We start from the raw sequence: 24,655 nt of genomic DNA, 5'->3' as shown, positions 1-24,655 counted from the left end.
TTTTGAAGCACTATAATTTTTGATAAATATTTATAAACTGAAGGAACAGGAATTTAACACAAAAAAATGAGCTTTCTTTAGAAGGGCCTAGGGCCCTCTAACTCCTAGAAAATTGTTAGGTATTGGAGGTAAAAAGCAAGAATTAGAAAAAGACTATTGCATCATCGGGCTCAATGAATTTGGATATGCTATTGGAAAAATTCTAATGGGGGAGGAGCAAAATGTAACAGTAATTGAGAAAGACACTGAATTGCTAAATAGGTGGGGCACTGAATTCACTAATTCAAGCAACTACGATGCTATGCAAGTCAAAGATTTACAAGATTTAGGAGTACAAGACTTTGACTATGTAATAGTATGTATTGATGATATAGAAGAGTCTATCTCTATCTGTTCAAATCTCAAGGAATTGGGAGTAGAAAACATACTAGCTAGGGCTAAAAATAAGCTGCATCAAAAAGTACTTAAGCTCATAGGAGTAGATCATAGCTTTATACCAGAATTTGATATAGTGAAGGATTTGGTCTATCAAACAATGTTTGGACTCAAGGTAGATCGACTCTCTTTCGGTGCGTCCAGCAATAGTCCTAGTGAGGAATTATTTAGTATTCGGATGGAGGTAGAAAATCCCCAATTGTGAGGTAGAACAGCTGCCTCCCTCAGCTTTTTAAGGGAAAATGAAGCAACTCTAGTAAGCATTAAGAGAGTAGCTCAAATCTTAATTCCAGTGCTCCCTGAAGAGACACTAAAAGAGGGAGATATAGTCTTACTCGTTTCTAGAAAAGAGCATATCTCTAATTTAAAGAATTTATTCGAATACGGTGCTACCAAAGATAACAACTAAGCTCACTTAAGGGAAGAACAGAAGACCTCGCTAGTCGCGAGGATCTTCCTTTTTCCCCTACTTAAGCTTTACCTACAGCTCCAAACAACCTAAATTTCTCTTCAATTACCTCGAGAATACCGTTATACCCATAACTCAGTAATTTTCTAGGATCAAATCCCTTAGCATTCATATCTAAGTCTTTTTTTTCCTCAATATACCTTCGTGTTTCAGCTGCAAATCTCAGCTGCAGCTCACTATTCACATTTATCTTTGTAACTCCCAGCGAGATTGACCTTTTAATATTTTCATCCGAAATTCCAGTACCTCCGTGAAGTACTAATGGTCTCTGGGTAGCCTTAGAGATTTCCTCTAAGAGATCTAAGTTAAGTCCTTTTCAATTGGGGGGATAAGGACCGTGCATATTTCCAATTCCTGCGGCAAGCATAGTAGGGTTTAATCTACTTATCTCAACACACTCTCCTACATCAGCTTTTTCTCCCTCTCCAATAACTCCATCTTCTTCTCCTGCTAGAGTACCTATCTCTACCTCTACAGATGCTCCATATTTATTAGCTAGTTCAATAATTTCAGCAGATTTAGTGTAATTCTCTATAAATGGTAGGTGAGAACCATCAAACATTACGGAGGTAAAACCTACCTCTAGAGCCTTCTTACATCCCTCAAAAGTGCCGTGATCCAGATGCAGTACTATAGGCACAGAAATGCCTAAATCCTGAATCATAGCCTTCACTAATGCTGCGGCAGACCTATATCCCCCAAAATACTTAGCAGCTCCCTCTGAAACTCCTACGATAACCGGTGCGCTACACTTCTGGGCAGTTAACAATATTGCCTTAGTTCACTCTAGGTTATTTGTATTAATTTGAGCAACTGCATATTTCCCCTCAAAAGCCTTGCGCATCGGTTCATGGGCACTTACTAGAGACAAGTTAAATTCCTACTCTCACCTGAGCTAACTTAATTACCCTATCATGAAGCTTATATCCCTTACTAAAAATGTGCACTACCTTATTCTTTAGTGAATCCTCATTAACTGGAGTAGTCTCAAGACTCTCCATTACCTCAGAATCAAACTCCTGATGTAATCTAGGTACTATTTCAGCTATATTTCAGGAACTAAAAAGTTGCTCAAACTGAGTTAAAAATAACCTAAAACCTGCTAGATAATTTTGAACCTCTCTATTTCCTGAGGCTGATTTAACTACTCCCTCAAGTCGTGCAACTATATCTACAAGTTCTGAAAGTTGAGACTCATATATAAATTTCTTCTGCTCTTCAAACTTCTCAAGATATTTCCGTTCAAGCTCTCTCTCTTTTTCCTGTATTAACTTAATAGCTTCCTCACTTTTTTTACTAATAGCAGAGAGAAATTTTTTATTAAGTTCATCTTTTAAAGTCTTCTCTTGAGCTTCATATTTAGCAACTTTAGACTCTAATTCCTCAATTCTACGGGAAAAAAAAGATGACAACTTTTTCTTCCCAATACCTTTTTCACCTTCACTTTCCTCTTCAACTAGTTCCTTTTCTACAACTTCCGGTGCTTCACTAGTTCCCTGAGTAGACTTACTACTATTTTCGACTGTCAAAACTCTCTAAGACTTTTTAAGCTCTCCATACTCTTTTTTAAACTGTTTCATTAATTCAGTAGCTTCACGAGGCTCGGCTAACGATAAAGATTTTATTTTCTCCAGTTCAGCCCTATTATACCTTAGTGAAGCTACCTCTAATTTCACAAATAAATCTTTAATTCCCCTCTTTCCAAAATTAATTCCCATATTTTTAATCTTCAGTAAACTGCTTGTATTAGAATTTGCAGGAATCTTAATACTCTTAGGACCATAGGGAGTAGGCACTTCCACTGTTCCTCCCAAAATAATTATTAGGGGATTTACATACACTTTTGTATGCAATTCATCTCCCTTTCTCGTAAATACACTAGAATTCTCAACCTGTAAATCTAAAAAAATTTTCTGCTTGTCATAAGCTGTTGCATCAGTAAATACTAGAGAATCTCCATCCTTAACTCCTCCAGGAATCTTGATATTCAACTTCTTTGTCTCCGAAACTGATCCCTGTTGCTTACATGTAGTGCACCCTTTTGTAATTTTTTCTCCAGAACCGCCACAGTACCTACAGTGAGTTTTAGTCTCAACTACACCAAATAGACTTTTATTTCTCACTATCTCATAACCATATCCCTTACAGATAGAACAGTTGTATATATAACTCTTGTCTCCCATATAGGCTCTATTTCCCCTACATTCAGTACACACTTTATTAGACTTGTATGAAATTTCATAATCGCATCCAGTAATTGATTCCAAAAAGGATAATTTTATCTCTCTCCTGGTATCTCTAGTTTCCCTTGTTCTTCGAGTACTATATGTAGTACCTCCTCCCTGAAAAAATGAAGAAAAACCATCCTCTTCATCAGCTCTAGAGAAGAATTTACTGAATATATCATTTATAGGATCTCCAGTACCTCCTTCATATCCAGGGGAGAAGCCTCCCCCCTCGAAAGCAGTACCGAATCTATCATAATTACTTCTTTTCTGGGGATCTCCTAGTACTTCATATGCAGCATTAATTTTCTTAAACTTCTCTTCTGCTCCCGGAGATTTATTTAGATCAGGATGATACTCCTTTGCTAGTTTTCTGTATGCTTTCTTAATCTCTTCTTCAGTAGAATTTCTGTCTACTCCAAGTGTTTGATAGTAATCCTGACTCATTAATTAGGGGAGAACGAAGGTAGAGAGCCTCCTACTTTCCCTCTCCCAAGAAACCTGGAATATCCTTGAGTAAATTTTTAGGAAGTGGTTGGTAGTGAGAAAATGACATAGAGTAGACTCCTCTTCCCTGGGTTAGGGATCTAAGTGTAGTTGCGTACCCAAACATCTCTTTCAGTGGAATCTTACACTTAATAGAGCTAAAGGCTGCAGCTAATTCTGTCCCAGTAATAAGTCCACGTTTTGAGGTTATATCTCCCATTACAGCACCGAAATACTGTGGGGGAGCATTTACCTCAATCTCCATAATAGGTTCTAGAAGTATAGAAGCACACTTCTTGCTCGCTTCTTTAAGTGAAAGGGAAGCTGCAATCTTGAATGCCATTTCATTAGAGTCAACTTCATGGAAAGAGCCATCATACAGTGTAGCTTTTATATCAATTACAGGATAACCTGCCAGTTGTCCCGATTTCATAGACTCTACTAATCCTTCTCTGATTGACTTAATATACTCTTTGGGTATTTTTCCCCCTACAATTTTGTCTACAAACTCAAATCCCTTCTCTGGATTAGGTTCATACTTTATTCAGACGTGACCATAATTTCCCCGTCCTCCAGTCTGCTTAATATATTGTCCCTCTATTTCCCTAGTAGCTGTAAAGGTTTCCCTATATGCTACTTGAGGCGCACCGACATTCACTTGAAGTCCAAAATCTCGCTTCATTCTGTCAATCAAAATCTCCAGGTGAAGCTCTCCCATTCCAGAAATCAAGGTTTGACCAGTCTCATTATTCGTAGAAATCTTGAAGGTAGGATCTTCATCTGCGAGTTTTTTCAATACTATGGAAAGTTTCTCCTGGTCTGATTTAGTCTTAGGTTCAATGGCTAGAGAGATAACAGGTTCTGTGAAAACCATAGATTCTAGTAGAAAATTACTCTGGGGAGAGTCAGTGATAGTATCTCCTGTTTTAGTTTGCTTAGGACCTACGAGTGCACAAATTTCTCCTGTTTCTGCTACTTCAATTTCTGTCTTATGATTTGAGTGCATTTTCACTAACTTACCTACTCTTTCCCTAATCTCCCTTGTAGAGTTATATATCATAGAACCTTTTTCTAATTTTCCAGAATATATCCGAGCAAATGTAAGTCTTCCCACAAAGGGATCTGTTGCAATCTTAAAGGCTACAGCCACTAGCGGCGCATCTTCCCTATTCTCTATATAGAACTCCTCTCCACTTCGTTTAAATGCTTTTGTAGTAGGAATATCTAGTGGAGAGGGAAGATACTCTACTATAGCATCCAGTAAGAACTTAACTCCCTTGTGCTTAAAGGAAGAGCCGCACAACACTGGAAAGAACTCTCCTGTTAGGGTAGCTTTTCTAATACATGATTTAATTTCACTGATAGAGATCTCTTCCCCTCCGAGGTATCTATTCAATACACTATCATCAAACATAAATACTTCATTAAAGAGAGAATCCCTCAATTCCACAACTTCTGACTGTAAATCTTCAGGAATACTAACTTCCTCCGCCTCTTCTTGCTCTCCCTCCTTAAACCTATATGCTTTTCGCTCTACTAAGTCAATTATTCCCCTAAATTCTGACTCATTTCCTATATTTAGCTGAATAGGTGCACACTTGATATGCAATCTTTCCCTTAGAGATTTAATTGAGGAGGAGAAACTAGCTCCTACTTTATCCATTTTGTTACAAAATATGATTCTCGGTACGTTATACTTGTTGGCTTGACGTCACACAGTCTCAGTTTGGGGCTCTACTCCCATCGCGCCGTCAAGCACTACAACAGCACCATCTAAGACTCTAAGTGAGCGTTCAACCTCAACTGTAAAATCTACATGCCCGGGTGTATCAATTAAATTTAAGGTATAATCTTTTCACTGGGTAGTAGTTGCTGCAGAGGTAATGGTAATCCCCTTTTCCCTTTCCTGCTCCATTCAGTCCATAGTGGCACTCCCTTCATGCACCTCTCCCATTTTGTGAATCTTCCCAGTATAAAATAAGATTCTCTCGCTGGTCGTAGTTTTTCCTGCATCTATATGTGCCATAATTCCAAAATTCCTTAACCTTAGGAGACGGTCGCTAGCAGGCATAACTAGCTAGGAAAGTCTATAGTATGCAAATGCTTTGTTACTTTCAGCTGTTTTAATTACCTCTATCTTGCGTTTAATAGATAATCCAGTATTATTTGATGCATCTATGATTTCTGCGGCTAAAGCCTCTGCTATAGTTAATTCTGTACGTTTTCTGCTATATCTTATTAACCATCTAAGTGCTAAGGCTTCCCTCCGTTCAGGTGTGGACTCTACCGGTACCTGATAGTTAGCCCCTCTAATTTTCTTGGTCTTAAGCTCTATATGGGGGGCTATATTTTTAAGTGCTAGTTTAAAAACTTCTAGGGGATCTTTTTGGGTTTTTTCCCTAACTTTTTCAAAAGCCTCATAAATTATTCTCCTAGCTAGTTGTTTCTTCCCATCTCACATAATTACATTTATCGCTTTAGCTACTAAAACAGACCTATAGAGTGTGTCGGGGAGAGGTACTCTTTTCTGAAGTTTTCTCTTTTTTCTTATTGTCTAGTTAAGTCTTTTTTTCTCTCTTAACTCCATATTTAGATCTTTCTTTCTTGCGTTTGTCTACAGGCGCTGCATCTAATTTTCCCCTGATGATATGGTACTTAACTCCTGGAAGGTCTTTAACCCTTCCTCCTCGAATCATCACGACGTGGTGCTCTTGAAGGTTATGCCCCTCTCCCGGAATATAGGCTAAAACTTCATGATTGTTTGATACCCTAACTTTTGCAAATTTTCTGAGTGCGGAGTTAGGCTTTTTTGGAGTCATTGTAGAAACTTTAATGCAAACAGCTCTCTTCATTGGATTTGCCCGCTTCAGGGCCTTTCGTCTAAGAGAATTTCAACTTTCCTGAAGTGCCTGAGACTTAGACTTCTTTTTCTTTCTCGCTCTTCCATATTTTGCTAATTGTTCTAAGGTAGGAATAGTCTAAAAGTTAGATAATTTAATGTTTAGACAATGTTTTTTAAAGTTCTTTTGATTTAAATTTTAAGTTTCAAAATTATCAGAAATCTATCTATTTTAATAAATCTCCCTAATTTTTAATTCGATTTTTCTGAACTATAATACTTCCTGGTGCAGTTGGAGGGGCGTCTATGCTCGCTTTAAGCGCAGTCTGGTGAATACCTAAATTAAATGAAGCTATACAACAAGAGCAGTCGAGGCAAACACAAAATGGAGGGGGGGGCAGTTCAGCCGGAACAAAAAAGTAGTTAGATTTTGGAACACAATTGCGTGTTTTGCGCTATCTCTGCTTCCCTGCAATCCCAGTCTAATTTAATACTAGAGGGCAAACATACCTTTGTTATTCCAGATATAAAGCCTATCTCAAAAGGTCATGCACTAGTTATTACTAAAGCTCATTTTCAAGATCTCAGCTCCTCTCCTGATGAGGCGCTGGCGGAAGCCATCGCACTGGCTAAAGAGTATTCTAAAACCTTAAAAGCGCAAGATGCTTCAATTCGGGGATTCAATTTTGTCTCCAATCAGGGAGCCAAGGCTAATCAGGTAGTATTTCACTTTCACCTACATATAATTCCCAGATATTAGGCTTAAAATCTATAACCTTATTTATAGGTAGGGGAGCTTAGCTAATTATGGAAGACAACCAGAATGAAAAGATCACTATAAAACTTCAGGTAAGTAAAGACCTATATGAACGTTTACAGAGACAATTAGAGCTCTTAAAGGCTAACAATATTATGCCCCTTCAAGAGGCTAATACAGTTGAAGATTTAATAATGTTTCTGCTAGAGCACTGCACTATTGGAGATGAAAATATCAAAAAAATAGAGGAGAGAATGCAAACAGTACTGGAGACCCTAAAGGATGAGGGAGTAGATATTCTAGATCTCTTTAATACATTTCACAGAAAATTCCATGAGACTAAGGAGCCGGAAGAGAGGGAGGAAAAGAAAAAACTAACCCTTCCAGAGAAAAAAAAGAGCTAGAAGAGAGACTAGGTAGATTAGGTTTAAAAGTAGATCGGAAGTTAATTCCGAATCTACTTACCTCTTCAAGATTTTTCTTCGGTGCGTTTGCTGCCTTACTCTATCTCCTCTCTATTGTTTTAGGTGATTGCAAGAGAATATTTATTTCATTCAGTCTGGTTCTTCTGATTATTTCAATAGTCACCGATTACCTAGATGGAGAGTTGGCTCGTCGCTGAAACTGCTGTTCTAATTTTGGGAAAATATACGATCCTCTAGCTGATAAATTAATCGTTTCTTCATTTCTAGTGCTTTTCTCCTTCTCTTCAGTGCTGCACTGAATAGTGCCTCTGTTTTCCGTACTGAGAGAAGTAATTACTGAGTGAATTAGATATCAACTCAAGAAAATTGGGGTTTTTTTGGCTGCAATTAAAAGTGCTAAGTATAAAACTGCGCTGCAATTTGGTGGACTAACAATCGCTCTTTTTAGTTCAATTTGATGAACTTCTAGTACATTTGCGAGCCTTTTATTTCTGCCCTCCCTGCTTTTAAGTTTTCTCTCCCTCTCTAGCTATCTCTCCAAATACTGAGAGTATTACTAGTTACTACGTAGAGTGTGGCTGACACTCCGTTAATTGCCTGCACGCTTTTCTTTAGTTGTGTTACCTCCCTGTGAGTTGCGTACCATGTTGTCAGTGATAGATTTTTATTCAAAAAATATATCTGAAAACTATTTAGGAGAACTAAAATTTCCGCCTCAGAATTTGAAGCTTTCCTATATTCTTTCGCTAAAGTTTTACTTAAATTTTCAAGGGAAAAGATAGGAGCATTAATAGTTATAGAGAAGTATCATAATCTCCAAAAGTACATAAATTTAGGATATGAAGTGCACTCCAAGTTTTTTGCAGATTTTCTGTACAATGTCTTTCTAAATAAAAAATCAGCAATGCATGACGGAGGGGTAATTATGAGAGGATTAGAGATAAAATCTATTTCTTCTTACTTCCCTATTACCTCCAATAAAAATATTCCCAATAAGTTAGGTTCTCGTCATAGAGCTGCAATGGGAATTACCTCTAAGACTGATGCAATAGCTTTCTTAGTTTCAGAAACTAGTGGCAAAATTATGTTCTCGCAAAAGGGTCAAATTTTTGAGTTAAACAAAGATAATATAACTCTCCTAATAAAGAAGTTAAATTCACTCTTGAACTTCCATATAAATTAGCTTTTTAGTGCTTTTTTAGCTTTAAAATCTTTTCTGAACGAGGCGTGGATAGGTGCTTGGAGGGCGCGCAGCTCAGTTGATTTTCTCCACTCAAAAACAGTATTCAAATAGGGAAGACAGATCCCTCGCTAGACTTTTAACTAGATTAACTAAAGCTTATGAGTTGAAGAATTATGCAACTTTTAGGGAAATTTCAAATTCAGTACAGGCTACTACACTTGTTAAGGCACTAGAAAAACTCTCTAACTATGAGTTAACAAATATTATGCTCTTGGCATTGAGCCCTGAGAGAATGGGAGACTTTTTTCTCTCATTTTCTGCTGAACATAAATTGGGAATACTTAGAACCATTAGACCTGCATTACTTGCAAAAATCTTAGAACAATTGCAGGCCGACCAGGTAGCTGAACTCATTTCCATAGTTGACAGTAACTTGTCCAAAAAAATAATCTACCTTTCAACTCCTCAGCTACGAAAAGAATTACGTATCATAGGTTCATTCTCCCACTCACAGGTAGGAAGCATTATGAATACCTCCACAATTACAGTGCCAGAAAACTTTAACATTCAGCAAGCTTTAAGTTATCTAAAGAAAAAGAAGGAAAAACTTGAAATAGGAGATGAAATATTTGTGGTAAATCTTAAGCAAGAGGTAGTAGGTTTGGTAAGTTTACAGACTCTTTTCTTCTGTAATAACAATGCTTTAAAAGTTAAGGAAATGGTTGAAAAAGACTTTATATTTGTGTTCGCGACTGATCAAATAGGGGAGGCTATTGATCTATTTCAAAAATATCCTTTTTCATCTGCAGCGGTATTGAATGAGCGAAATCAACTATTAGGCGTAGTCACTAGTAAAGATATCCTCCCTGAGGTATTTGAGGAAAGTATAGATGATGTCTATAGATTCTATGGTATTGTCAACCTCGAACATTCGTATATGCAGGCAACTGTATGGGAAGTAGTTAAATCTCGACTTTTCTGACTAATCATCTTACTCTTCGCTACTACTCTTACTACCCTGATAATCGACAAATTTGAGGCTTTAGGATATGAACTGACTTCTGGTTTATCTTCTGCAATATTAGTGCCCCTAGTGCCCCTGATTACAGACATGTGTGGTAATTCTGGAAGTCAAACTGCAGCCTCAATTATTCAGTCCTTTGCTAGTAATGAATTAAGTGCTAAAGACTTCTGATATGTACTTAAAAAAGAACTGAAAATTTCTGCCCTAATTGGTGGAATTATTTCTGCCCTAAATTTTGCTAGACTACTACTCTACTTCCTCTTAGTTTCTCCAATACCGACTTCAAAAATTAGTCAGGCAGGTGCTTCTCAAGCAGCTGTTCAGGCTAGTTCAACTCCATCTACTATTTCGAAGAACTACCAGATAATTCAAGCTAGCTCTTCCCTACCACTATTACCTTTTACAACTGTATTAACCCTAAATAACCAGACAAATAATAACTATAAGACTGAACTCTTAGGAGTGTTAGGTGCAGCTATTTCTTCTCTTGCTCTCTTCCTTGTAATTATGCTCTCTAAAATAGTTGGAGTAATGATTCCCTATTTAGCTCATAGAAAGAAGAAGGATCCTGCTTCCCTTACAACTCCTGTCTTAACTACACTTTTAGACGCTATCGGTACGCTTATATTCTTCTCTATAGGGGTAGGAGTGATTAGCGCAAGTATGAACATTCTAAAAAACAATAGTTAAGCCTTGGCTCTCCTTTTCTAAATCAACTCCAAAACATTAAAGTTTATTGGGTATAAATGGGAGCTCGAGCAGTACTCCATCCCACTGAAGGGAGGGATGTAGCACTCTCGCAATTAAAGAAAAAAGAACTAAAACTTAAACAGGATTTTCTTGTCAAGGCTGCAGGGTACCAAACCGTCTGTAATGAACTAATAGGTGAATTAGGGCTTACAGGTGTTACCTCAGAATTCTTAGTTTGAAATTTTTCAAAAATACTGAAACAACTTATATTATTTCCCCTTACAGGGGGAGGAAATCTACTCTATTTTCTATACAACAGAACTAAAAAACGTAGCGCTACTGTACTTGGTGAGCTTAAAAAATTAGAACAAAAAAGAAGGGAAATTGAGAAAGCGCAGGAATACTTTCGGAATCTCTCCACAACTGAAAACGAGAAAGAATTATCTCAACCCAGAGAGTTAACTCCTTGAGTAGAAAAATTAGTTGCAAGCTCACTTACTGTTATGCCCCAAAACAGTTATGAGGAACTTCTTCGGAAGAGAAAGGATCCCTACCTCAGACTGCTCCACATATATGCATACTTGATTGCCTTCCTACTCTCTGGAGGACTCATTATCTTCTATCTAATATATCGTAGAACTAGAGATCCTAACTACAGATTTCTAGATAGCGAACTCTCTAAACATGTAATAGAACGCGCTAAATTCTCTAACTACCTGAAGGAACTGGTAGAAAAAGAGAGAAACTACGATTCTATCACTCACTTAGCTCACTTCTACTCTAGAGACTGTGAAGATCAGACAAATCAAACTTACTACTCTACTAGAGTGTTTAAAAGTAATGTACTAAAAACCTTGTTTATGATTTCAATGACATTCTTCACTGGAGGGTTTCTACCTCTCTATATATATTGGTGCTCAGCTAAATATAGAAAAAACAAAGATTACTTTTACAGATGATGAGCTAAACGGAGAACCTATGGAGAAAGGGTAATCTCTCCGCTAGGTCATATCTCTAGAAAGTGATGGGGAAGGGGGGTGCAGACAATTCACAAACTCTGAACAGATCTACAACTCTCAACCTTTTTTTCTGAGATTACAAATAATGCGATCACTACCTCTTTCTTTAAGCCTAAGCTAGGCTTCAAGAGAGTTAATTGAGCATTATTCTGAATGTTTACCTCTCCCCTAAGTAAGTGAATAGTGAATCTACTTCTCCTGATGTTGACATACACATTCATACTCATTTGAAGCTTGCAATACAGTTTTGCTTTCAGCCTTACCTCTTGACCTATGTTTGCGGTCGCTTTCAGCGGACTACTTTTCCTGTTGATGTCAGGGTACCACATTTACCTAATAATCTAAGTACTTTTAACTATTTTCTCCCTCTACCCTCTTAAAGCCTAATTAATAGAGCTAGTAGACTCTCCCTTCCCCTCCTGGGAAGGGTCTGCCTACTAAGGCCCTTTAGTTTTCTAAATTTTTCGGCTGTACTTGGAGTAGTTCTCTTCTTCCTGGGATATGTATTCTTCAAGGCTTATAGCTCTGCCTCCGAAAATGGGAATTGAACCAAATTTTTTCTGTCTTGAGGAGCTGGTCAGCATGCTCCAAATGTTGCTGTCTGACCAGTGGTACTCTACACTATCATTCTGGTATTTTTATCTTTTGGTATCACCCATTTTAGTGCTTTCAAGTCAGCTAAATACCTTTTTAGGCTGAAACATGAGTTAAGACAGATAATCTGATGATGTCTCAAAATCTTAGCTATTCTTCCCTCCTTTGCTACCTCTTTTATTATCTTTGAGGCAATCGCGCCGTATGTGCCTTACATTCTAGGTTTTACCTCAAAGTTTGAAATTTTATTTCCATTTTTAGTGTTTTTTACGACTTTATTTCCTATTGCATGTTTAACATACTTTCACTGATTTAAATCTGCAGAAGTCCGAAAAATTGATTCTTCTCTACTTTCACTTTCATTGACCCATAAGTGAAGGGAAAAAATCTTTCCTAAAGTTTCAAAACGTATTGTTTTTCTAACTTGAGCGCTTGCAGTCAGTAAGGCTTTTGGAGAAAGTGTTGCACTTCGATGATTTGTAGCTGATGATAAATATGCAAAACCTTTTGAATCATTCCTCTCTTTTTTCTCTGCTGATTCTCACACTGTCTCCAGCTTAATCTCTTCCTTCTACCTCTCTGATGGAGGTTCTACCTCAAATCGTGCAGCTATGTTCGTCTACGGTGCTACCTTATTTGTGCTCGCATTCACAATTAACTGATTCTTTATTAGAAAAGGTTCTACCTTCAAATATAGAGATACATATCTAGGAAGATATAAGAGAATGTTTAAACACTGTTTACTTTCACTTATTGAGAAAAAAATTAGATTCACTAATATTTCTTGCTACATCTCGAGATATGCAGAGCACAGATACTATGGGGAGAAGTGAAATAAGCGTGAAGCTGATAGAGAAGAGTATAGAAAGATTAAGGAAAGAGCTTTCCTAGTACTTACATTAAGTCTTTTAATGCTAATACTTATTGCTATTTTGATGAAGGGAAGTTACTATACTGTCTTCAATATCTTTAGGGGCTTTAACACTACATTTACTGCGGAGGGGATTCTAGTACCTCTTTGAAATACATTGCTACTCTTGTTTTTTGCAATTACATGGTCTTTTCCTATCTGTTTTTTTGCAGCCTTCTTTCTATGTGTATATCTACACAAGTGAAAGAGGGTAAAACACTTCTTTGGAGGTTTTATCTCTGGGTGCAGTACAGTACCTCCTATGTTGTGGGCCATTTTCGGTTCTGTAGTATTTATGTCTTATCTAAAACTTGGATTAACTAAGACTTCCATTTTTGGAGGTATCTGTACCCTTACAGTATTAAATATTCCATTTTTGTTTGCAAGATGCTTTAACTTTATAGAAGGTTATCTCAAAAAATATACAGGTGCTTTTATGACTTTGGGACTTCACCCAGAGTCGCTACTTGCACTAATGATGGAAAGTGGAATAAAACGAGTGAAGGCATTTACTGCTGACTCTGTAAATAGGCTGAATGGAGAAACTGCGCTACTCTGACTAACTACAGGTGCATCTCCAAATAGCAGAATTACCATCTGGGGACATGGTCAAACCCTAACTACAAAGATGATGTCAGAACTACTAAGTTACAAGGTAAATAATGCAAGATCTGTAATTTATGAAACTATGATAGTACTTTTAGGTACTTGCATATTCCTGAATTCCCTATTCATCTACTTTTGAGCTAAATTCTGGAATCAAACAGTGAAAAAAGCTCTTCAGAAGGTATTTTTTAGGAGTTATCTAACTTTGAGCAGTCAAAATTGAAATATGAGATCACCTCTATTCTCTAAGTATGCTTAACTAGGTGAGTCTTAGTTCTCTGGTAAAACCTAAATTTGACCTAAGGGAATTATTCGACTCCCGTAAACGACCTAAAGATGAAAAAACTAAAGCTCAAAGATTAAAGAAGGCTGCACTAAAAAAAGTTTGCCTCACTAAAGCTAGTAAGTTAAGACTCTTTGAGGCGACAGACAGGGAAGAGTTTCTACGTATTCAAAATTTTTCACTTTGAGTAAATGTGAGAAAATTCTCCAGGAGACAGCAAATACTTTTAGACAATATCTCGCTGGAGGTAAAGAAGAATACTGTACTTGGAATCATAGGTCCTTCAGGTGCTGGAAAATCCCTGCTGCTTTCCTCAATGACTAAGGGAATATTTGACACGAATAATACTACCCAATTTAAGTGCAATGGTCAAATCTTCTTCAAGGGGACGGAAATTTTAAGTACATATTTTCCTGTAGAATTGTTGAGACGCAAAATAGGTTGAATATCACAGACTCCTGTGTTATTTCCCCTAACAGTGAGAGAAAATGTATTATTTGCGCTCAGAGCTAGGGGATTGTATGACTCTAAAATTCTGGAGAAAAAACTAGAAAATGTACTTAGAGAATGTGCACTTTGAGATGAACTTAAAGATCGACTTGAAAGCTATCCTATTGATACTCTGTCACAGGGCCAAGCTCAGAGGTTGTGTATTGCTAGGGCACTCATACTGGAACCTGAAATACTCTTGATGGACGAACCTACTAGCTCTCTAGATCCAGCCTCAACCTCTAAGATTGAACAATTAATACTGAATATTTCTAAGAAAATGACAGTCATATTAGTCTCTCACTCTCTCTCTCAGATAATGCACGTATCAGACTATGCTGCATTTATCAAGGGGGGAAAAATTCTAGAAAGTGGAACTTCTAAAGAATTGTTTACCTCTCCTAAAACAAGGGAACTGCGAAACTTTATCTCAGGCCTCTACTAGCGGTCTAGTCTAACAGCCGTGAGCAGTTCCTACTGCTTCGGCCTAAAAGGGAGAGAACTAGGTAGTTGAAAACTCTTTTTAATCTCTCTTTCCTCTATGCTGGGTGTAGGAGTATTTCTAAAGTCTAAAACTCTCAGTGAATTGTCTCACTTTGAAATATGACCTATTCTTGCGCTGTTCTGTCTTGCAGGATTTTTAATAATTTCAATGACTTTTGTATTCACTAAATTAGTAAAACAGCACTCTCTAAGTGGAAGAAGTTTTATAGAGTGGGTAGAAGAATACTGTGGTCTTAATTTCAGAAATTGAGCTATTAGATTTACAAGAGATTTTGCGCAGCCAATAGGACTAATTACTACCTCCCTCTATTTGCTGCAGTGAATAATGGGTGAATCTTTTCTCTGAGTCTGGGAAAGTGCAGTATTAGCCTTACTCCTGGGAGGTGCAATTAGTACATTGACTGCCTTTTCGTTTAAGTGGGCTGAGCGGCTTCAACGTTGTCTCTCTTGCTGTATTTTCATCACTATGATTGTGTTTACCATCTTCGGTGTGATCTCTATATTTCGAAGCGATGCTAACAACGGAAACGGTGCTGCACAACAGTTAAATACAGCTGGATTTAACTCACTTAGTGGTTGAACAATTATGCTCTCAGGTCTTCCCTCTATATTTTTCATGTATGACGGTTTCTACTCAGTATTGGCTCTAAAAACTAGAGCGAAGGCTCAAATTGCATTCTCTAAATTAGTACTCTATTCAATGGCTATAGTAACACTCCTATACTTTGCCCTAATTGCTATCTCCCTTTTGGGAGATAAAAAGGGAGGAGATTTCCTAAATTTTTACAACTTAAAAAATGATAAAAACCTAAAAGATGTGCTAACTATACTGATTATGCTTACATTCCTATCTAGTCTAAATGTATCTACCATTTGTGGGTCTAATCAACTTGTAAATCTGTATTTAAAATACAACTTCAACTCTTTTAACAGCTTGAAACGGCAGATAATAAATAGGGGAAAACATCTGAAAAAATTTGGAATTGAAACTAGACTAAGTGTCTGACTCTTTTTGCTCAAGCGAATTGTGATAATCGCACTAACCCTTGCCGCAATTGCACAGCTTAACTATTGAATCTCCTCCAGTGATAGAGCTATCTTTTGGCAGTTGAACGACACTCTAGCGGAGCTTAATTCCCTGGTGATTTTCTGCTTACTTGGCATCGTTATCTGAATAGCAAGTTTCAGGGAGCTCAGCTACTGAGCTAAACCTCTCTATAGATTCTCTTCCCTCAGCATCTTTGTAGGAGCGATTTACTACATCTTGAACAGCCTCTACTCCTTTATCAGTACACATCAGATAATCTACCTTTTCAAGCTAATCTTCCTGGGAATAACAGTAATAGCTCCTGCGTTTCCCTGACTTAAGACTAACTGAGTGCTTATTACTCGCAAGAAATATAACCTGATTAGACAGAGCCATGAACTTAAAGGATCATTTAACCTACTGTTTTTAGGCGCTCAATCCAATAATCCACTCTAGAGCAGCTAAAATCCATAATATATGTCATATCAACCGAAAAGAGCTGTTGATTCAGCTAGACGGAAGATGATTACGAGACAACAATGTTCTGATTTAATCTCTTACGGTGCTATCACAACTAAGTTAAGTTGTGCACGCTCCACTCAGAGATATCTTGAGAAACTTATTACTATCTCCAAAAAAGATAATTTAGTAACAAGACGTAAAGCTTACTCCATCTTGCTTAGAACTCCAAAGTACACTCAGCAGGAGCTAGTAAAGAAACTATTTGAAGAGTTAGCCAAAAAGTATCAGACTAGAAAGGGTGGTTATACTAGACTTTTAAGAACTGCTGAGGGTAAATTTATAGTGCAACTAGTATAGCCTAGAACAGGAACAGACTAAAACAGGAGAATAAGGCCTTTCGGCCTTATCTCCCTTCTGTTGTACTAGCTAGTTATTAACCTCCTGAGTGTTAAATTCCGTGTTCATTCAGTATATTTGTTAATTCTCTGGAAAGTTCCTCCTCATCTTCTCCTTCGATTTTGAATATCACAATAGATTGAGATGAAGCTCCTAAAGTCAAGAGATTAATAATTGACTTAGCATTTACTACCTTACCATTAAACTCTAACTTTACGCTAGACTTATACTTCGAAAGAGACTGTACTAGTTTAGATGCAGGTCTGGCATGAAGTCCTACTTTATCTTGAATAGTATATTCTACTATCTTCATCTAGTAAAATTTACGTCTCATATCAGCTCTCTTCTTCTTTTCCTTTCGCTTTAAAGCTGGTCTAAGGTGATAGAGATATTTCATTGCACTTCTCTTTACCTCAGTAGATAATCTTCTAAACTCAAACATTGCCTGTTCTATATTATTTTCCCTCACCTTGATTACAGGCATCTCCTACTTTTTAACTATACTAGACCTCGGCTTTAGTCTCTTCAGTTTTAATGGTAGTGATTCAGTAGTTCTTAAATATGAAAGATAGGCTCTTCTAGACCTTCCCTCTTTTACCCTCTCTATGTTACGCACTGAAGGGGAATGAATGAAAAAAGATTTTTCTACCCAAAAGTTTCTAAATTTTTCCCTGAGTAGAATATTTTCCCCAAGCAAACTTCTCCTTTTCCTAATTAAGATGCCCTGAAACTTCTGTATTCTCTCCTTCTTCTTTTCATCTATAAGCCTTTCATATACAGCGACAATATCACCTGCCTTTAGACTCCTAAAAACCTGGGTTTTTGCTTCATCCCCCTGAAGAGAGTAGAAGAGTTTCTGAGCCTCTAGTAATTTCACTACTTTTTCCTAGCTTTTTTCTGTTTTTTAGGTTTGTGAAGTGCAGCTAAAACACTATCATGCTTCTCTAGAAGAGCAGCACTTTCCTGTATCTGCCAACTTTCTGGAGAAACTAGAGAGCTAAATTCTAATTGCTTGCGCAGTGGAACTTCCGGTAATAGTCTTCTAATTAATCTTGTAAGTGCACTATTTAGCTGACAACCTGATAAAACATAGTGAAGTAGTACCTCTCTATCAATTACGAGAGAATCTGAAGCTGGAATATAGGCTCCTATTTCCCTTCTATTTACCAAGAGAACTTCCCTATAAGACTGATGCTTTGACTGTGGTGAGGTATTCGAACGTCCCTCTAGGTTTACCCTCATTGGAAAACAGGTAAGTGCCCATCAATCCCTTAAGTTAGACTCAGGTACTAGATTATCTGAAGTGTAGACTACTATCGGAAAATAAGTTGAACTGTAAAAGCTGCCCTCACCCTCTACAGGTGCAGTTAAGATAGAGAGCCTAAACCTACTAGAAATGAGAGAGCTTTGGTTGAGCCTTCAACAATACTAGTAAATTTTTAGTAGGTTGAGCCCCCCTAGAGATTCACTCCTGATAGAGGGTCATATTTAATCTAAAATAATCCTTTTTAGGTTCATATAGTCCTAAATTTGCTAACTCTGCTGAATCTCTACCTCTCTTAGAGTCTATCGCAATGATTCTATATACAGGATTGTGCGATTTACCCATTTTCTTCATTCGAATACGAACCACTATTTACTAAACGTAGGTAGGGGTGGAGCTTTAAAAGAATGCAGACTAAACAAATCCGGTGCCTTAGACTCTAGTGTTGAGATTCACTCTTGATCGTATTTAAATGTAGTTTGGCCTTCTAACTCCTCAAGCTTTCAAGAGGGGAGTAACTTTAACTTAGAGTCTTTGTCTACTGAAAACATGGGCAGAATCTCAAGTTTCTTGTTTAAATATATCTGTAGATTTCTAGCCCCTGCAATAGTAGGGAACACTTTTCCCTTAAATTTGATTTCTTCTGGATGTATTAGCTTAAAGTTGAGCTTAGACTTTGGATGTGTAAATACCCTCTGGTTGTAATTGTCTATTATTTCATGAAAATCAATATCTGAGATAGATGAGAGTACCTGTTTTATCTGAGACTTTCAACTAGGATAGTCAATAGTAGAAGTTTCCTCTGAAAAGGGTTCAGGGAGTTGCAACTCTGTTCTCCTTTCCCTTAACTCTAGTAGGAGAGAGTATACTAGCTCTCAGTTCGTAGGAAGCAAATATTTCTTATCTTCAGTAGAGGTAGCTAATTCTCCTCAGTTTTCATAGTATTCGCTTAGGGAATGATAAGCGCAGGGAAGGGGTAAAACTTTTCCTGGAATGGCAGAAAAAGAAAAACTTCTATGCTTTAAAAAAGGGGCAAACAATTTAGAGGTAACTAACACTCCTTCTACTGTAAGTCCTGTAATCTTTCCCAGTACAAGATGATCAAAGTTTAACACTCTAAAGTAAACCACTTTCCTAAAGTATCTCTAGTATGGTAATCTTGTAACTCTTCTTTAATCCTTCTACTAGATAAGTTCCTCCAGCAGGTTTGCCTAATATAGTTTTTGCAATCGGAGACTCATTAGATATCTTGTGTTGAGCTGGATTAGCATCTAAGCTCCCAAGTATCTCTAAAACATATTCCTGGTTAGTGAGAGAATGATATATTCTCACCTTAGAGCCTATCTCTACAACTCTATCTCGTTTTTTAGAAGTTGTTTTCTCCTGGGCATTTATTAGAGAGTAGTTCTTCAGTATAGCTTCAATCTCCTGAATTTTTTTCTCCAACTGAGCTTGCCTATCTTTAGCACTATCATAGTCAGCATTTTCTGATAAATCTCCTAGACTTCTAGCTTGCTTTAACTCCTCAAGTATTATAGATCTCTGAACATCCACCAGATTAGATAGTTGAGCCTTTAACTCCTCAAGTTTTTCTTCAGTTAGATAGTTAACTACCCTTTCTGAACTCATTTATCTAATTTCGGTGCCTAAACTTTAATTTTAAATTAAAATTAGACTTTAAACTTACTGGGAGTTGACCCTTCCTGCACAACTAAGGAAGAGAAGATTCTATATCTTCACACTTTTTCCTGAAGAAGCTACCAATTGACTAATTCACTCTATCACCTTAAAGTCTATATATCGAGCACCTATAGAGTTTAAGGTGATAAATATTAGGCAAAAGGTGAGAGAACAGGTAGATTATCCTCCATACGGGGGAAAAAGTGGAATGGTGCTGTCTATAGTTCCCATCTACAACCTTTTATCACGATACAACCTACTTAAGACTGCTCACATTATCCTACTCTGCCCTAGGTCTCCTAAATTTACACAGTCTAAGGCTAGGGACCTGGAAAAACTTTCTGCGGACAAACCTCTAGTGTTCATCTGCGGACACTACGAAGGCATAGATGAGAGAATTAAGCACTTTATCTCAGAAGCTATCTCTATTGGGGACTATATACTCTCCTCTGGAACGCTCGCAGCTTCAGTACTGGTTGAGAGTATAGTGAGACTTATTCCCTCAGTAATAAAGACTGAAAGTTTAGAATCTGAAAGTTTTAACTCTACTGATTCTATTGAAGATCTAGACTTTCCTGTATATGCTCCTCCCAGAGAATTTCTAGGTTATAAGGTACCGGAAGTGCTCTTCTCGGGGCATCACTCTAAGATAGAAGCGCACCGCAAGAGAGAAAGTAAAAAAGCCCTAAAAACTTAATATTTGATACTCTTAAAAGCATTATTCTTTCTACCTAAATGAGTTAGACGCTGTGTCTACCTAGGAGTATTAATTAGTGGGGGAGTAGTGGCTAAAAAATATCTAGCTGAAGTTAAATCACTAGTAGGTCTCACCTCTAAGGGAGAGGAAACTCAAAAAAAATAAATAGGTAGAGGGATAAGGGGAGCTGACGCTCCCCTTCCCCTTGAAGGTTAACTCTTTATCTCAGTTTTAGGCGTGGTTGGCGCAGCTCCTCCTACCTTATAACCTGCTTTTATCAATTTTTCCCTTATCTCTGAGAGAGCCTTTCTACCTAAATTTCTGAATGAAGCAAGTTCCTCAAATCTTGCAATCAACTCTGAGATGGTGTTTATACCCTTATTTTTCAGAATGTTGTAATTTCGCTGACCTAAATCAAGTGAGTCTATTGAGGTTGCTGCCAAAGTACCGATTTTGGTAGAATCTTCCTTCGCAATAATATGTCAGTCTCTAGGCTTAGTATCGATTTTATATACATTCACCTTTTGCTCAGAGATTTTTGCAAACAAGTTAACTAGTATTTTGGAGGCATACCAGATTGCTTCCAGTGCTGAAATAGAGCCATTAGTGGATAAGCTCAGCTTTAATTTATCGCTAATACCTAATTTAGTAGTCTTTTCTTCAGTAACCTTTCACTCCACCATTAAAACTGGAGAGAAGATAGCATCTATCGGAATTAAGGAAAGTGTACTAATTAAAGCTCTATTTTCCTCTGAGCTCTTATACCCCCTGTCAACTGTGCAAAACAAATCTAATTCAAAACCCGCACCGTCAGTGGTCACCTCGCATATTCTAAGCTCTGGATTGACAATCTCAATACCTGCAAAGCATTCTATATCTTTAGCGTATACAGTTCCCTCTGTATTTTTTCTCACCTTCAGATAAGGTCATCTCTCAATTGGTTCATTTTTTAACGCCTCAAAATCAATAATTTTTTCATCTACCTTAAGTACTAATTTTCTCACTGCTAGTATTAACTGAGTTACATCTTCTGCTACCCCCTTAATTGCTGAGTACTCATGAGGAAGTGAAGAAATTCTAATTGCAAACACAGCTGCAGAGGGAATGGAGCTTAAGAGTAGTCTTCTCATAGTATTTCCTAAGGTGTTCCCGAAGCCTCGTTCGAGTGGAGAGAAAATTACTGTAGCTGAACTATCACTAGCATCTACTACCTCTGTCTCAATCTGAAAATCCATGAATCTCTCAAGCATATCTACCTTAATTTGAGTAGACATAACTCTAACGAGGCTTCTTGCTTGGAGTGCATCCATTATGCTGTAGTGGAGTCTTATCTGCAACTTCTGTCACCTCAAAACCTAACCCCACTATGGTTCTAAGTGCAATCTCCTTTCCCCTTCCAATTCCCTTTACATGAATAGCTATAGATGAAACTCCCAGCTCCTTAGCCTCTTTCCCAATCTTAGAAGCTACTAAATTAGCAACATAAGAGGTAGATTTCTTAGTTCCCTTATATCCTAACGTACCGGAACTCTCCTGAAGTAAGACATTCCCCTCTGGATCAGTAAAGGAGATAATTATGTTATTCATTGAGGTACTTATATGCATAATACCACTGGAGACTGAAAGCTTTTTCTTCTTAGAAACAGATTTCCCTGTAGTAGCAGACACCTAACTACTTTTTACCCTCAATTTTCTTATTTGCCACAGTCTTTCTAGGACCTTTCCGAGTTCTAGCATTAGTTCTAGTACGTTGTCCATGGACTGGTAGAGATCTTCTGTGGCGCAGCCCTACATAAGATGCAATCTCCTTAAGGTTAGTCAGATCATCACTAATTTTTTTTCTAAGATCTCCCTCCAGTAGAAGTCTCTCCCTTAGAAGTTTTTCAGTAGAATTTTTGTCCTGAACTGACTGAAGTTTAACTATTGTCTGAGAGAGAGAGGCTATCTCCTCTGCCTGAAGTGTATGTACCCTCTTAGTTTTTAGTTGATGTAAACGGTCCTTTTCCTCTTGAGTTAAACGGTCTTCCGAAACTATCTTATTTAAAGCCCAATATTGAATAATCTTTTCTGAGGTAGTTCTACCAATTCCATAAATTTTAGTGAGAGCTATGAATAACTCCTTCTTGTCAGGTAATATTACACCAAGTATACGAGCCAAAAACTAGTACTCCAAACACTTAATAGACTTAAACTTCTCTATTTTTACCAAATTCCCTCAATTTTAATTTTAAGCCCAATTAACTCTTAAATCTACTTCTGACGTTGTTTATGTTTGGCGATCTTACATATTACCCGAAGTCTATTTTTACGTCTCACAATCTTACAGTGATCACATATTCTCTTAACTGAAGCCCTTACCTTCACTCTACAACTCTAAACTTTTTTTTCAGGCATAATTCTCTCTATAATTTTTCCCTTATTCAGATCGTATAGATCTAACTCTACAATTACCAAATCTCCCTCCAGTAGATAGGAACTATATCTCCTTAATTTCTTAGCTAGATGGCAGTCTATTATCTTTTTATTTACCAACTCTACCTTAATGTACTCGGAAGTCACCATCTTAACAATCTTACCTTCCAGTGAAAACTTTTCAATCTCTGAGCTCAAACTACAGCTTCTTCACTAACTCTCATGTACTCTTCAATTCCCTCATTTCTTGTAGACTCGCAGTTAAGACTTCAACTCCATCTGCTTTAACTGCAACCAAATGTTCATAGTGTAGGGTTTGAGCATTTCTATCTTTTGCATAGACACCGCAATCTCCCTCCCGCTGTATTCAAGAACCGTCTTTCTGTTCAATTATCATAGGTTCAATGCAAATTGTAGAGTTAACTGGAAGTGCAACTCCCTCTACTTTCCTCATTCCAAAATTGTGCACTCTCGGAAATTCATGTAATTTTTTTCCTATACCGTGACCCGTAAACTTTTCCAGCAGTGAATACTTTTTGGGAAAATATTTACAAAAAAAATTTTCAATACGTTCTGTTATTGCTCCAGTTAATTCCCCAGCTTTTAAGCCTGAAATTGCCTCATAAAATAGTGCCTTAGTGAGTTGATCTAGATAGGAGTATTCCTCTAATTTTTTTATTCCTCCCCTTCCCAGTGTTTTTTCCTCTTCTTTTTCAGGATGAAAAAACATCGAGAAAGCAGCATCTATATTTAAGCCTAAATAGCTAAATCCAAAATCGAGTGTAAGTTTATCTCCGGGCCTAATTAACTCCTCTGAAGCGGCGCCGTGAACGACACAATCATTCAGGGAGAGACACATAATTGAGGGGAAATCTCCGCTTTTGTCAAAGGAAGAAACTACTCCATACTTCCCAAATTGAGCCTTTGTTAACTTCTCTACCTCCTTAAGACTCATTCCGGGCTTAACACTATCTACTAGGTAATCTCTAATATTCTGTCAGATCAATCCTCCCACTCTCATAGTCTGAAGCTCAGCCTCACTCTTTTGAGCTACTACCCCTACACTGAGGTTTAACTTCACTAATTAAGTACAATCTTGCAGAAAGAGTCATAGAGCTCTTCAACTGTTGAACTACTGTTTAAAACAATTGATCTAATATTTTTCTGCTTATAGTACTCCCAGATGGGAGTGGTTAGAGACTCATGCTGAGATAATCTTTTTTTAATTGTTTCTGCCTCCAGATCATCCTGTCTCTTAATTAACTTAGAACCATCTTTTGGACATCTACCATCTTGTGGAAAATTATTGAGTGCATTAAATATATGTTCGTGAGCTTCACAAAGATATCTATTGTTTAATCTCTGTGAAATTTGACTTTCATTTAACCCTTCTAGCTGCACTACTATCAATTCATTTTCTGCTGCTCATCACTCCAGCTTTTTAGCCTGACCTATTGTTCTAGGATAACCATCTAGTACTATATAAGACCTAGGGAAAGCTCCCTTAAGGGCTGCTTCCTGAATAGAGTCTAACTCCTGAATCATATACTTATTTACTATTTCATCAGAGAGGTAACCTCCCTTATTTACCTCTGCTAACTCTTGGCTACCTTCCGCACTTCTTGAAATCAAAGTCCTAAATATTTTTCCAGCTGAAAGCACATAAAAATTTTTGCGTTCCCTCAGTAGTTCTGAAAGGGTTCCCTTTCCCGAACCCGGAGGGGCCAGCAAAACTATTAAAACTAACTCTTTGGGCTCGATTTTAACTCTCTAAGTCAC

Annotated in this window: 33 protein-coding genes; 13 read left to right on the top strand and 20 right to left on the bottom strand. The window is 37.4% G+C overall.

The window, feature by feature from the left end:
- Positions 1-112: 112 nt before the first annotated feature.
- On the top strand, positions 113-844 hold the full coding sequence (locus tag MHM_RS01295) for a potassium channel family protein (protein WP_015511629.1): 732 nt from the start codon (positions 113-115) through the stop codon (positions 842-844).
- A gap of 61 nt (positions 845-905) precedes the next feature.
- On the opposite strand, the gene MHM_RS01290 is transcribed toward MHM_RS01295, so the two are convergent.
- The 6 genes from MHM_RS01290 to rpsL are packed head-to-tail and all read right to left on the bottom strand — an operon-like array spanning position 906 to position 6,590.
- Positions 906-1,775 (bottom strand): ketose-bisphosphate aldolase, encoded by an 870-nt coding sequence (locus MHM_RS01290; RefSeq protein WP_015511628.1) that lies wholly within the window; start codon positions 1,773-1,775, stop codon positions 906-908.
- Between the two features lies 1 nt (position 1,776).
- Positions 1,777-2,433 (bottom strand): nucleotide exchange factor GrpE, encoded by a 657-nt coding sequence (gene grpE / locus MHM_RS01285; protein ID WP_015511627.1) that lies wholly within the window; start codon positions 2,431-2,433, stop codon positions 1,777-1,779.
- Positions 2,434-2,439: 6 nt separating this feature from the next.
- Entirely contained in the window at positions 2,440-3,576 is a 1,137-nt protein-coding gene (locus tag MHM_RS01280) for a DnaJ domain-containing protein (protein WP_015511626.1), read from the bottom strand.
- A gap of 31 nt (positions 3,577-3,607) precedes the next feature.
- Positions 3,608-5,686, bottom strand: coding sequence for an elongation factor G (gene fusA / locus MHM_RS01275; protein WP_015511625.1), 2,079 nt, complete (start codon positions 5,684-5,686; stop codon positions 3,608-3,610).
- Positions 5,687-5,692: 6 nt separating this feature from the next.
- Positions 5,693-6,166, bottom strand: coding sequence for a 30S ribosomal protein S7 (rpsG, locus tag MHM_RS01270; protein ID WP_043902099.1), 474 nt, complete (start codon positions 6,164-6,166; stop codon positions 5,693-5,695).
- 7 nt (positions 6,167-6,173) lie between these two features.
- Positions 6,174-6,590, bottom strand: a complete 417-nt coding sequence (gene rpsL, locus MHM_RS01265; RefSeq protein WP_015511623.1) for a 30S ribosomal protein S12 — start codon at positions 6,588-6,590, stop codon at positions 6,174-6,176.
- 309 nt (positions 6,591-6,899) lie between these two features.
- On the opposite strand from rpsL, the gene MHM_RS01260 reads away from it, so the two are divergent.
- The 10 genes from MHM_RS01260 (at position 6,900) to rplQ (ending at position 16,784) form a co-directional block, all read left to right on the top strand.
- Positions 6,900-7,214, top strand: coding sequence for an HIT domain-containing protein (locus MHM_RS01260; protein WP_245529190.1), 315 nt, complete (start codon positions 6,900-6,902; stop codon positions 7,212-7,214).
- A gap of 47 nt (positions 7,215-7,261) precedes the next feature.
- A complete protein-coding gene (locus tag MHM_RS01255) occupies positions 7,262-7,615 on the top strand; it encodes a hypothetical protein (RefSeq protein ID WP_015511621.1) in 354 nt (117 codons plus the stop codon).
- Between the two features lie 17 nt (positions 7,616-7,632).
- Positions 7,633-8,196: a CDP-alcohol phosphatidyltransferase family protein gene (locus tag MHM_RS01250; protein WP_342661853.1), complete on the top strand. Its 564-nt coding sequence runs from the start codon at positions 7,633-7,635 to the stop codon at positions 8,194-8,196.
- Positions 8,197-8,210: 14 nt separating this feature from the next.
- Positions 8,211-8,819, top strand: coding sequence for a diadenylate cyclase CdaM (cdaM, locus tag MHM_RS01245; protein WP_015511619.1), 609 nt, complete (start codon positions 8,211-8,213; stop codon positions 8,817-8,819).
- 52 nt (positions 8,820-8,871) lie between these two features.
- Positions 8,872-10,533 carry a magnesium transporter gene (locus tag MHM_RS01240; protein WP_015511618.1) on the top strand — a complete coding sequence of 554 codons (1,662 nt, stop codon included), beginning with the start codon at positions 8,872-8,874 and terminating at the stop codon, positions 10,531-10,533.
- Between the two features lie 56 nt (positions 10,534-10,589).
- A complete protein-coding gene (locus MHM_RS01235; RefSeq protein WP_015511617.1) occupies positions 10,590-11,897 on the top strand; it encodes a hypothetical protein in 1,308 nt (435 codons plus the stop codon).
- 263 nt (positions 11,898-12,160) lie between these two features.
- The gene (locus MHM_RS01230; protein WP_146222361.1) at positions 12,161-13,921 is read left to right on the top strand and encodes an ABC transporter permease; all 1,761 of its coding nucleotides are present in this window, start codon (positions 12,161-12,163) and stop codon (positions 13,919-13,921) included.
- Between the two features lie 4 nt (positions 13,922-13,925).
- Positions 13,926-14,879 (top strand): phosphate ABC transporter ATP-binding protein, encoded by a 954-nt coding sequence (locus MHM_RS01225; protein WP_015511615.1) that lies wholly within the window; start codon positions 13,926-13,928, stop codon positions 14,877-14,879.
- 18 nt (positions 14,880-14,897) lie between these two features.
- A complete protein-coding gene (locus MHM_RS01220; protein WP_015511614.1) occupies positions 14,898-16,421 on the top strand; it encodes an amino acid permease in 1,524 nt (507 codons plus the stop codon).
- A gap of 21 nt (positions 16,422-16,442) precedes the next feature.
- A complete protein-coding gene (rplQ, locus tag MHM_RS01215; protein ID WP_015511613.1) occupies positions 16,443-16,784 on the top strand; it encodes a 50S ribosomal protein L17 in 342 nt (113 codons plus the stop codon).
- A 91-nt stretch (positions 16,785-16,875) separates the two neighbouring features.
- Here the strand turns inward: rplQ and MHM_RS01210 are convergent, their stop codons facing one another.
- From MHM_RS01210 to greA, 7 genes are all read right to left on the bottom strand, one after another.
- Complete coding sequence (locus MHM_RS01210) at positions 16,876-17,136, bottom strand: HPr family phosphocarrier protein (RefSeq protein WP_015511612.1); 261 nt, start codon at positions 17,134-17,136, stop codon at positions 16,876-16,878.
- The gene (gene rpsU / locus MHM_RS01205; protein ID WP_015511611.1) at positions 17,137-17,307 is read right to left on the bottom strand and encodes a 30S ribosomal protein S21; all 171 of its coding nucleotides are present in this window, start codon (positions 17,305-17,307) and stop codon (positions 17,137-17,139) included.
- A gap of 3 nt (positions 17,308-17,310) precedes the next feature.
- A complete protein-coding gene (locus MHM_RS01200; RefSeq protein WP_015511610.1) occupies positions 17,311-17,700 on the bottom strand; it encodes a 50S ribosomal protein L19 in 390 nt (129 codons plus the stop codon).
- Positions 17,700-18,065 (bottom strand): hypothetical protein, encoded by a 366-nt coding sequence (locus MHM_RS01195; RefSeq protein WP_043902098.1) that lies wholly within the window; start codon positions 18,063-18,065, stop codon positions 17,700-17,702. The genes MHM_RS01200 and MHM_RS01195 overlap by 1 nt, the downstream gene beginning before the upstream one ends.
- A 148-nt stretch (positions 18,066-18,213) precedes the next feature.
- Positions 18,214-18,456: a 30S ribosomal protein S16 gene (gene rpsP, locus MHM_RS01190; protein WP_015511608.1), complete on the bottom strand. Its 243-nt coding sequence runs from the start codon at positions 18,454-18,456 to the stop codon at positions 18,214-18,216.
- A complete protein-coding gene (locus MHM_RS01185) occupies positions 18,456-19,217 on the bottom strand; it encodes a hypothetical protein (protein ID WP_015511607.1) in 762 nt (253 codons plus the stop codon). The genes rpsP and MHM_RS01185 overlap by 1 nt, the downstream gene beginning before the upstream one ends.
- Positions 19,218-19,221: 4 nt before the next feature.
- Complete coding sequence (gene greA / locus MHM_RS01180) at positions 19,222-19,716, bottom strand: transcription elongation factor GreA (protein WP_015511606.1); 495 nt, start codon at positions 19,714-19,716, stop codon at positions 19,222-19,224.
- 64 nt (positions 19,717-19,780) lie between these two features.
- Here greA and MHM_RS01175 point away from each other — a divergent pair, with 64 nt between their 5' ends.
- Together MHM_RS01175 and MHM_RS02955 are read left to right on the top strand one after the other, a co-directional pair.
- The gene (locus MHM_RS01175; RefSeq protein ID WP_015511605.1) at positions 19,781-20,464 is read left to right on the top strand and encodes an RNA methyltransferase; all 684 of its coding nucleotides are present in this window, start codon (positions 19,781-19,783) and stop codon (positions 20,462-20,464) included.
- Positions 20,465-20,467: 3 nt separating this feature from the next.
- Complete coding sequence (locus tag MHM_RS02955; protein ID WP_187286211.1) at positions 20,468-20,629, top strand: hypothetical protein; 162 nt, start codon at positions 20,468-20,470, stop codon at positions 20,627-20,629.
- Positions 20,630-20,676: 47 nt separating this feature from the next.
- On the opposite strand, the gene MHM_RS01170 is transcribed toward MHM_RS02955, so the two are convergent.
- The 7 genes from MHM_RS01170 to MHM_RS01145 all read right to left on the bottom strand — a co-directional run bounded on the left by MHM_RS01170 (position 20,677) and on the right by MHM_RS01145 (position 24,607).
- Positions 20,677-21,774, bottom strand: a complete 1,098-nt coding sequence (locus MHM_RS01170; RefSeq protein WP_245529188.1) for a DNA-directed RNA polymerase subunit alpha — start codon at positions 21,772-21,774, stop codon at positions 20,677-20,679.
- Positions 21,743-22,132 carry a 30S ribosomal protein S11 gene (gene rpsK, locus MHM_RS01165; protein WP_015511603.1) on the bottom strand — a complete coding sequence of 130 codons (390 nt, stop codon included), beginning with the start codon at positions 22,130-22,132 and terminating at the stop codon, positions 21,743-21,745. Before rpsK ends, MHM_RS01170 begins: the two co-directional genes overlap by 32 nt.
- A gap of 4 nt (positions 22,133-22,136) precedes the next feature.
- On the bottom strand, positions 22,137-22,622 hold the full coding sequence (gene rpsM / locus MHM_RS01160; RefSeq protein WP_015511602.1) for a 30S ribosomal protein S13: 486 nt from the start codon (positions 22,620-22,622) through the stop codon (positions 22,137-22,139).
- A 92-nt stretch (positions 22,623-22,714) separates the two neighbouring features.
- Positions 22,715-22,828 (bottom strand): 50S ribosomal protein L36, encoded by a 114-nt coding sequence (rpmJ, locus tag MHM_RS02890; protein ID WP_015511601.1) that lies wholly within the window; start codon positions 22,826-22,828, stop codon positions 22,715-22,717.
- Positions 22,829-22,837: 9 nt separating this feature from the next.
- Entirely contained in the window at positions 22,838-23,074 is a 237-nt protein-coding gene (locus MHM_RS01155; RefSeq protein ID WP_015511600.1) for a translation initiation factor IF-1, read from the bottom strand.
- Position 23,075: 1 nt separating this feature from the next.
- Entirely contained in the window at positions 23,076-23,957 is an 882-nt protein-coding gene (locus MHM_RS01150; protein ID WP_015511599.1) for a M24 family metallopeptidase, read from the bottom strand.
- On the bottom strand, positions 23,957-24,607 hold the full coding sequence (locus MHM_RS01145) for an adenylate kinase family protein (RefSeq protein ID WP_015511598.1): 651 nt from the start codon (positions 24,605-24,607) through the stop codon (positions 23,957-23,959). Before MHM_RS01145 ends, MHM_RS01150 begins: the two co-directional genes overlap by 1 nt.
- Positions 24,608-24,655: the final 48 nt, after the last annotated feature.

Origin of the sequence: Candidatus Mycoplasma haematominutum 'Birmingham 1' (genome assembly GCF_000319365.1) — a bacterium.
Lineage (GTDB): Bacteria > Bacillota_I > Bacilli_A > Mycoplasmatales > Mycoplasmoidaceae > Eperythrozoon_A > Eperythrozoon_A haematominutum.
This window is presented reverse-complemented; position numbering and strand designations above follow the sequence as displayed.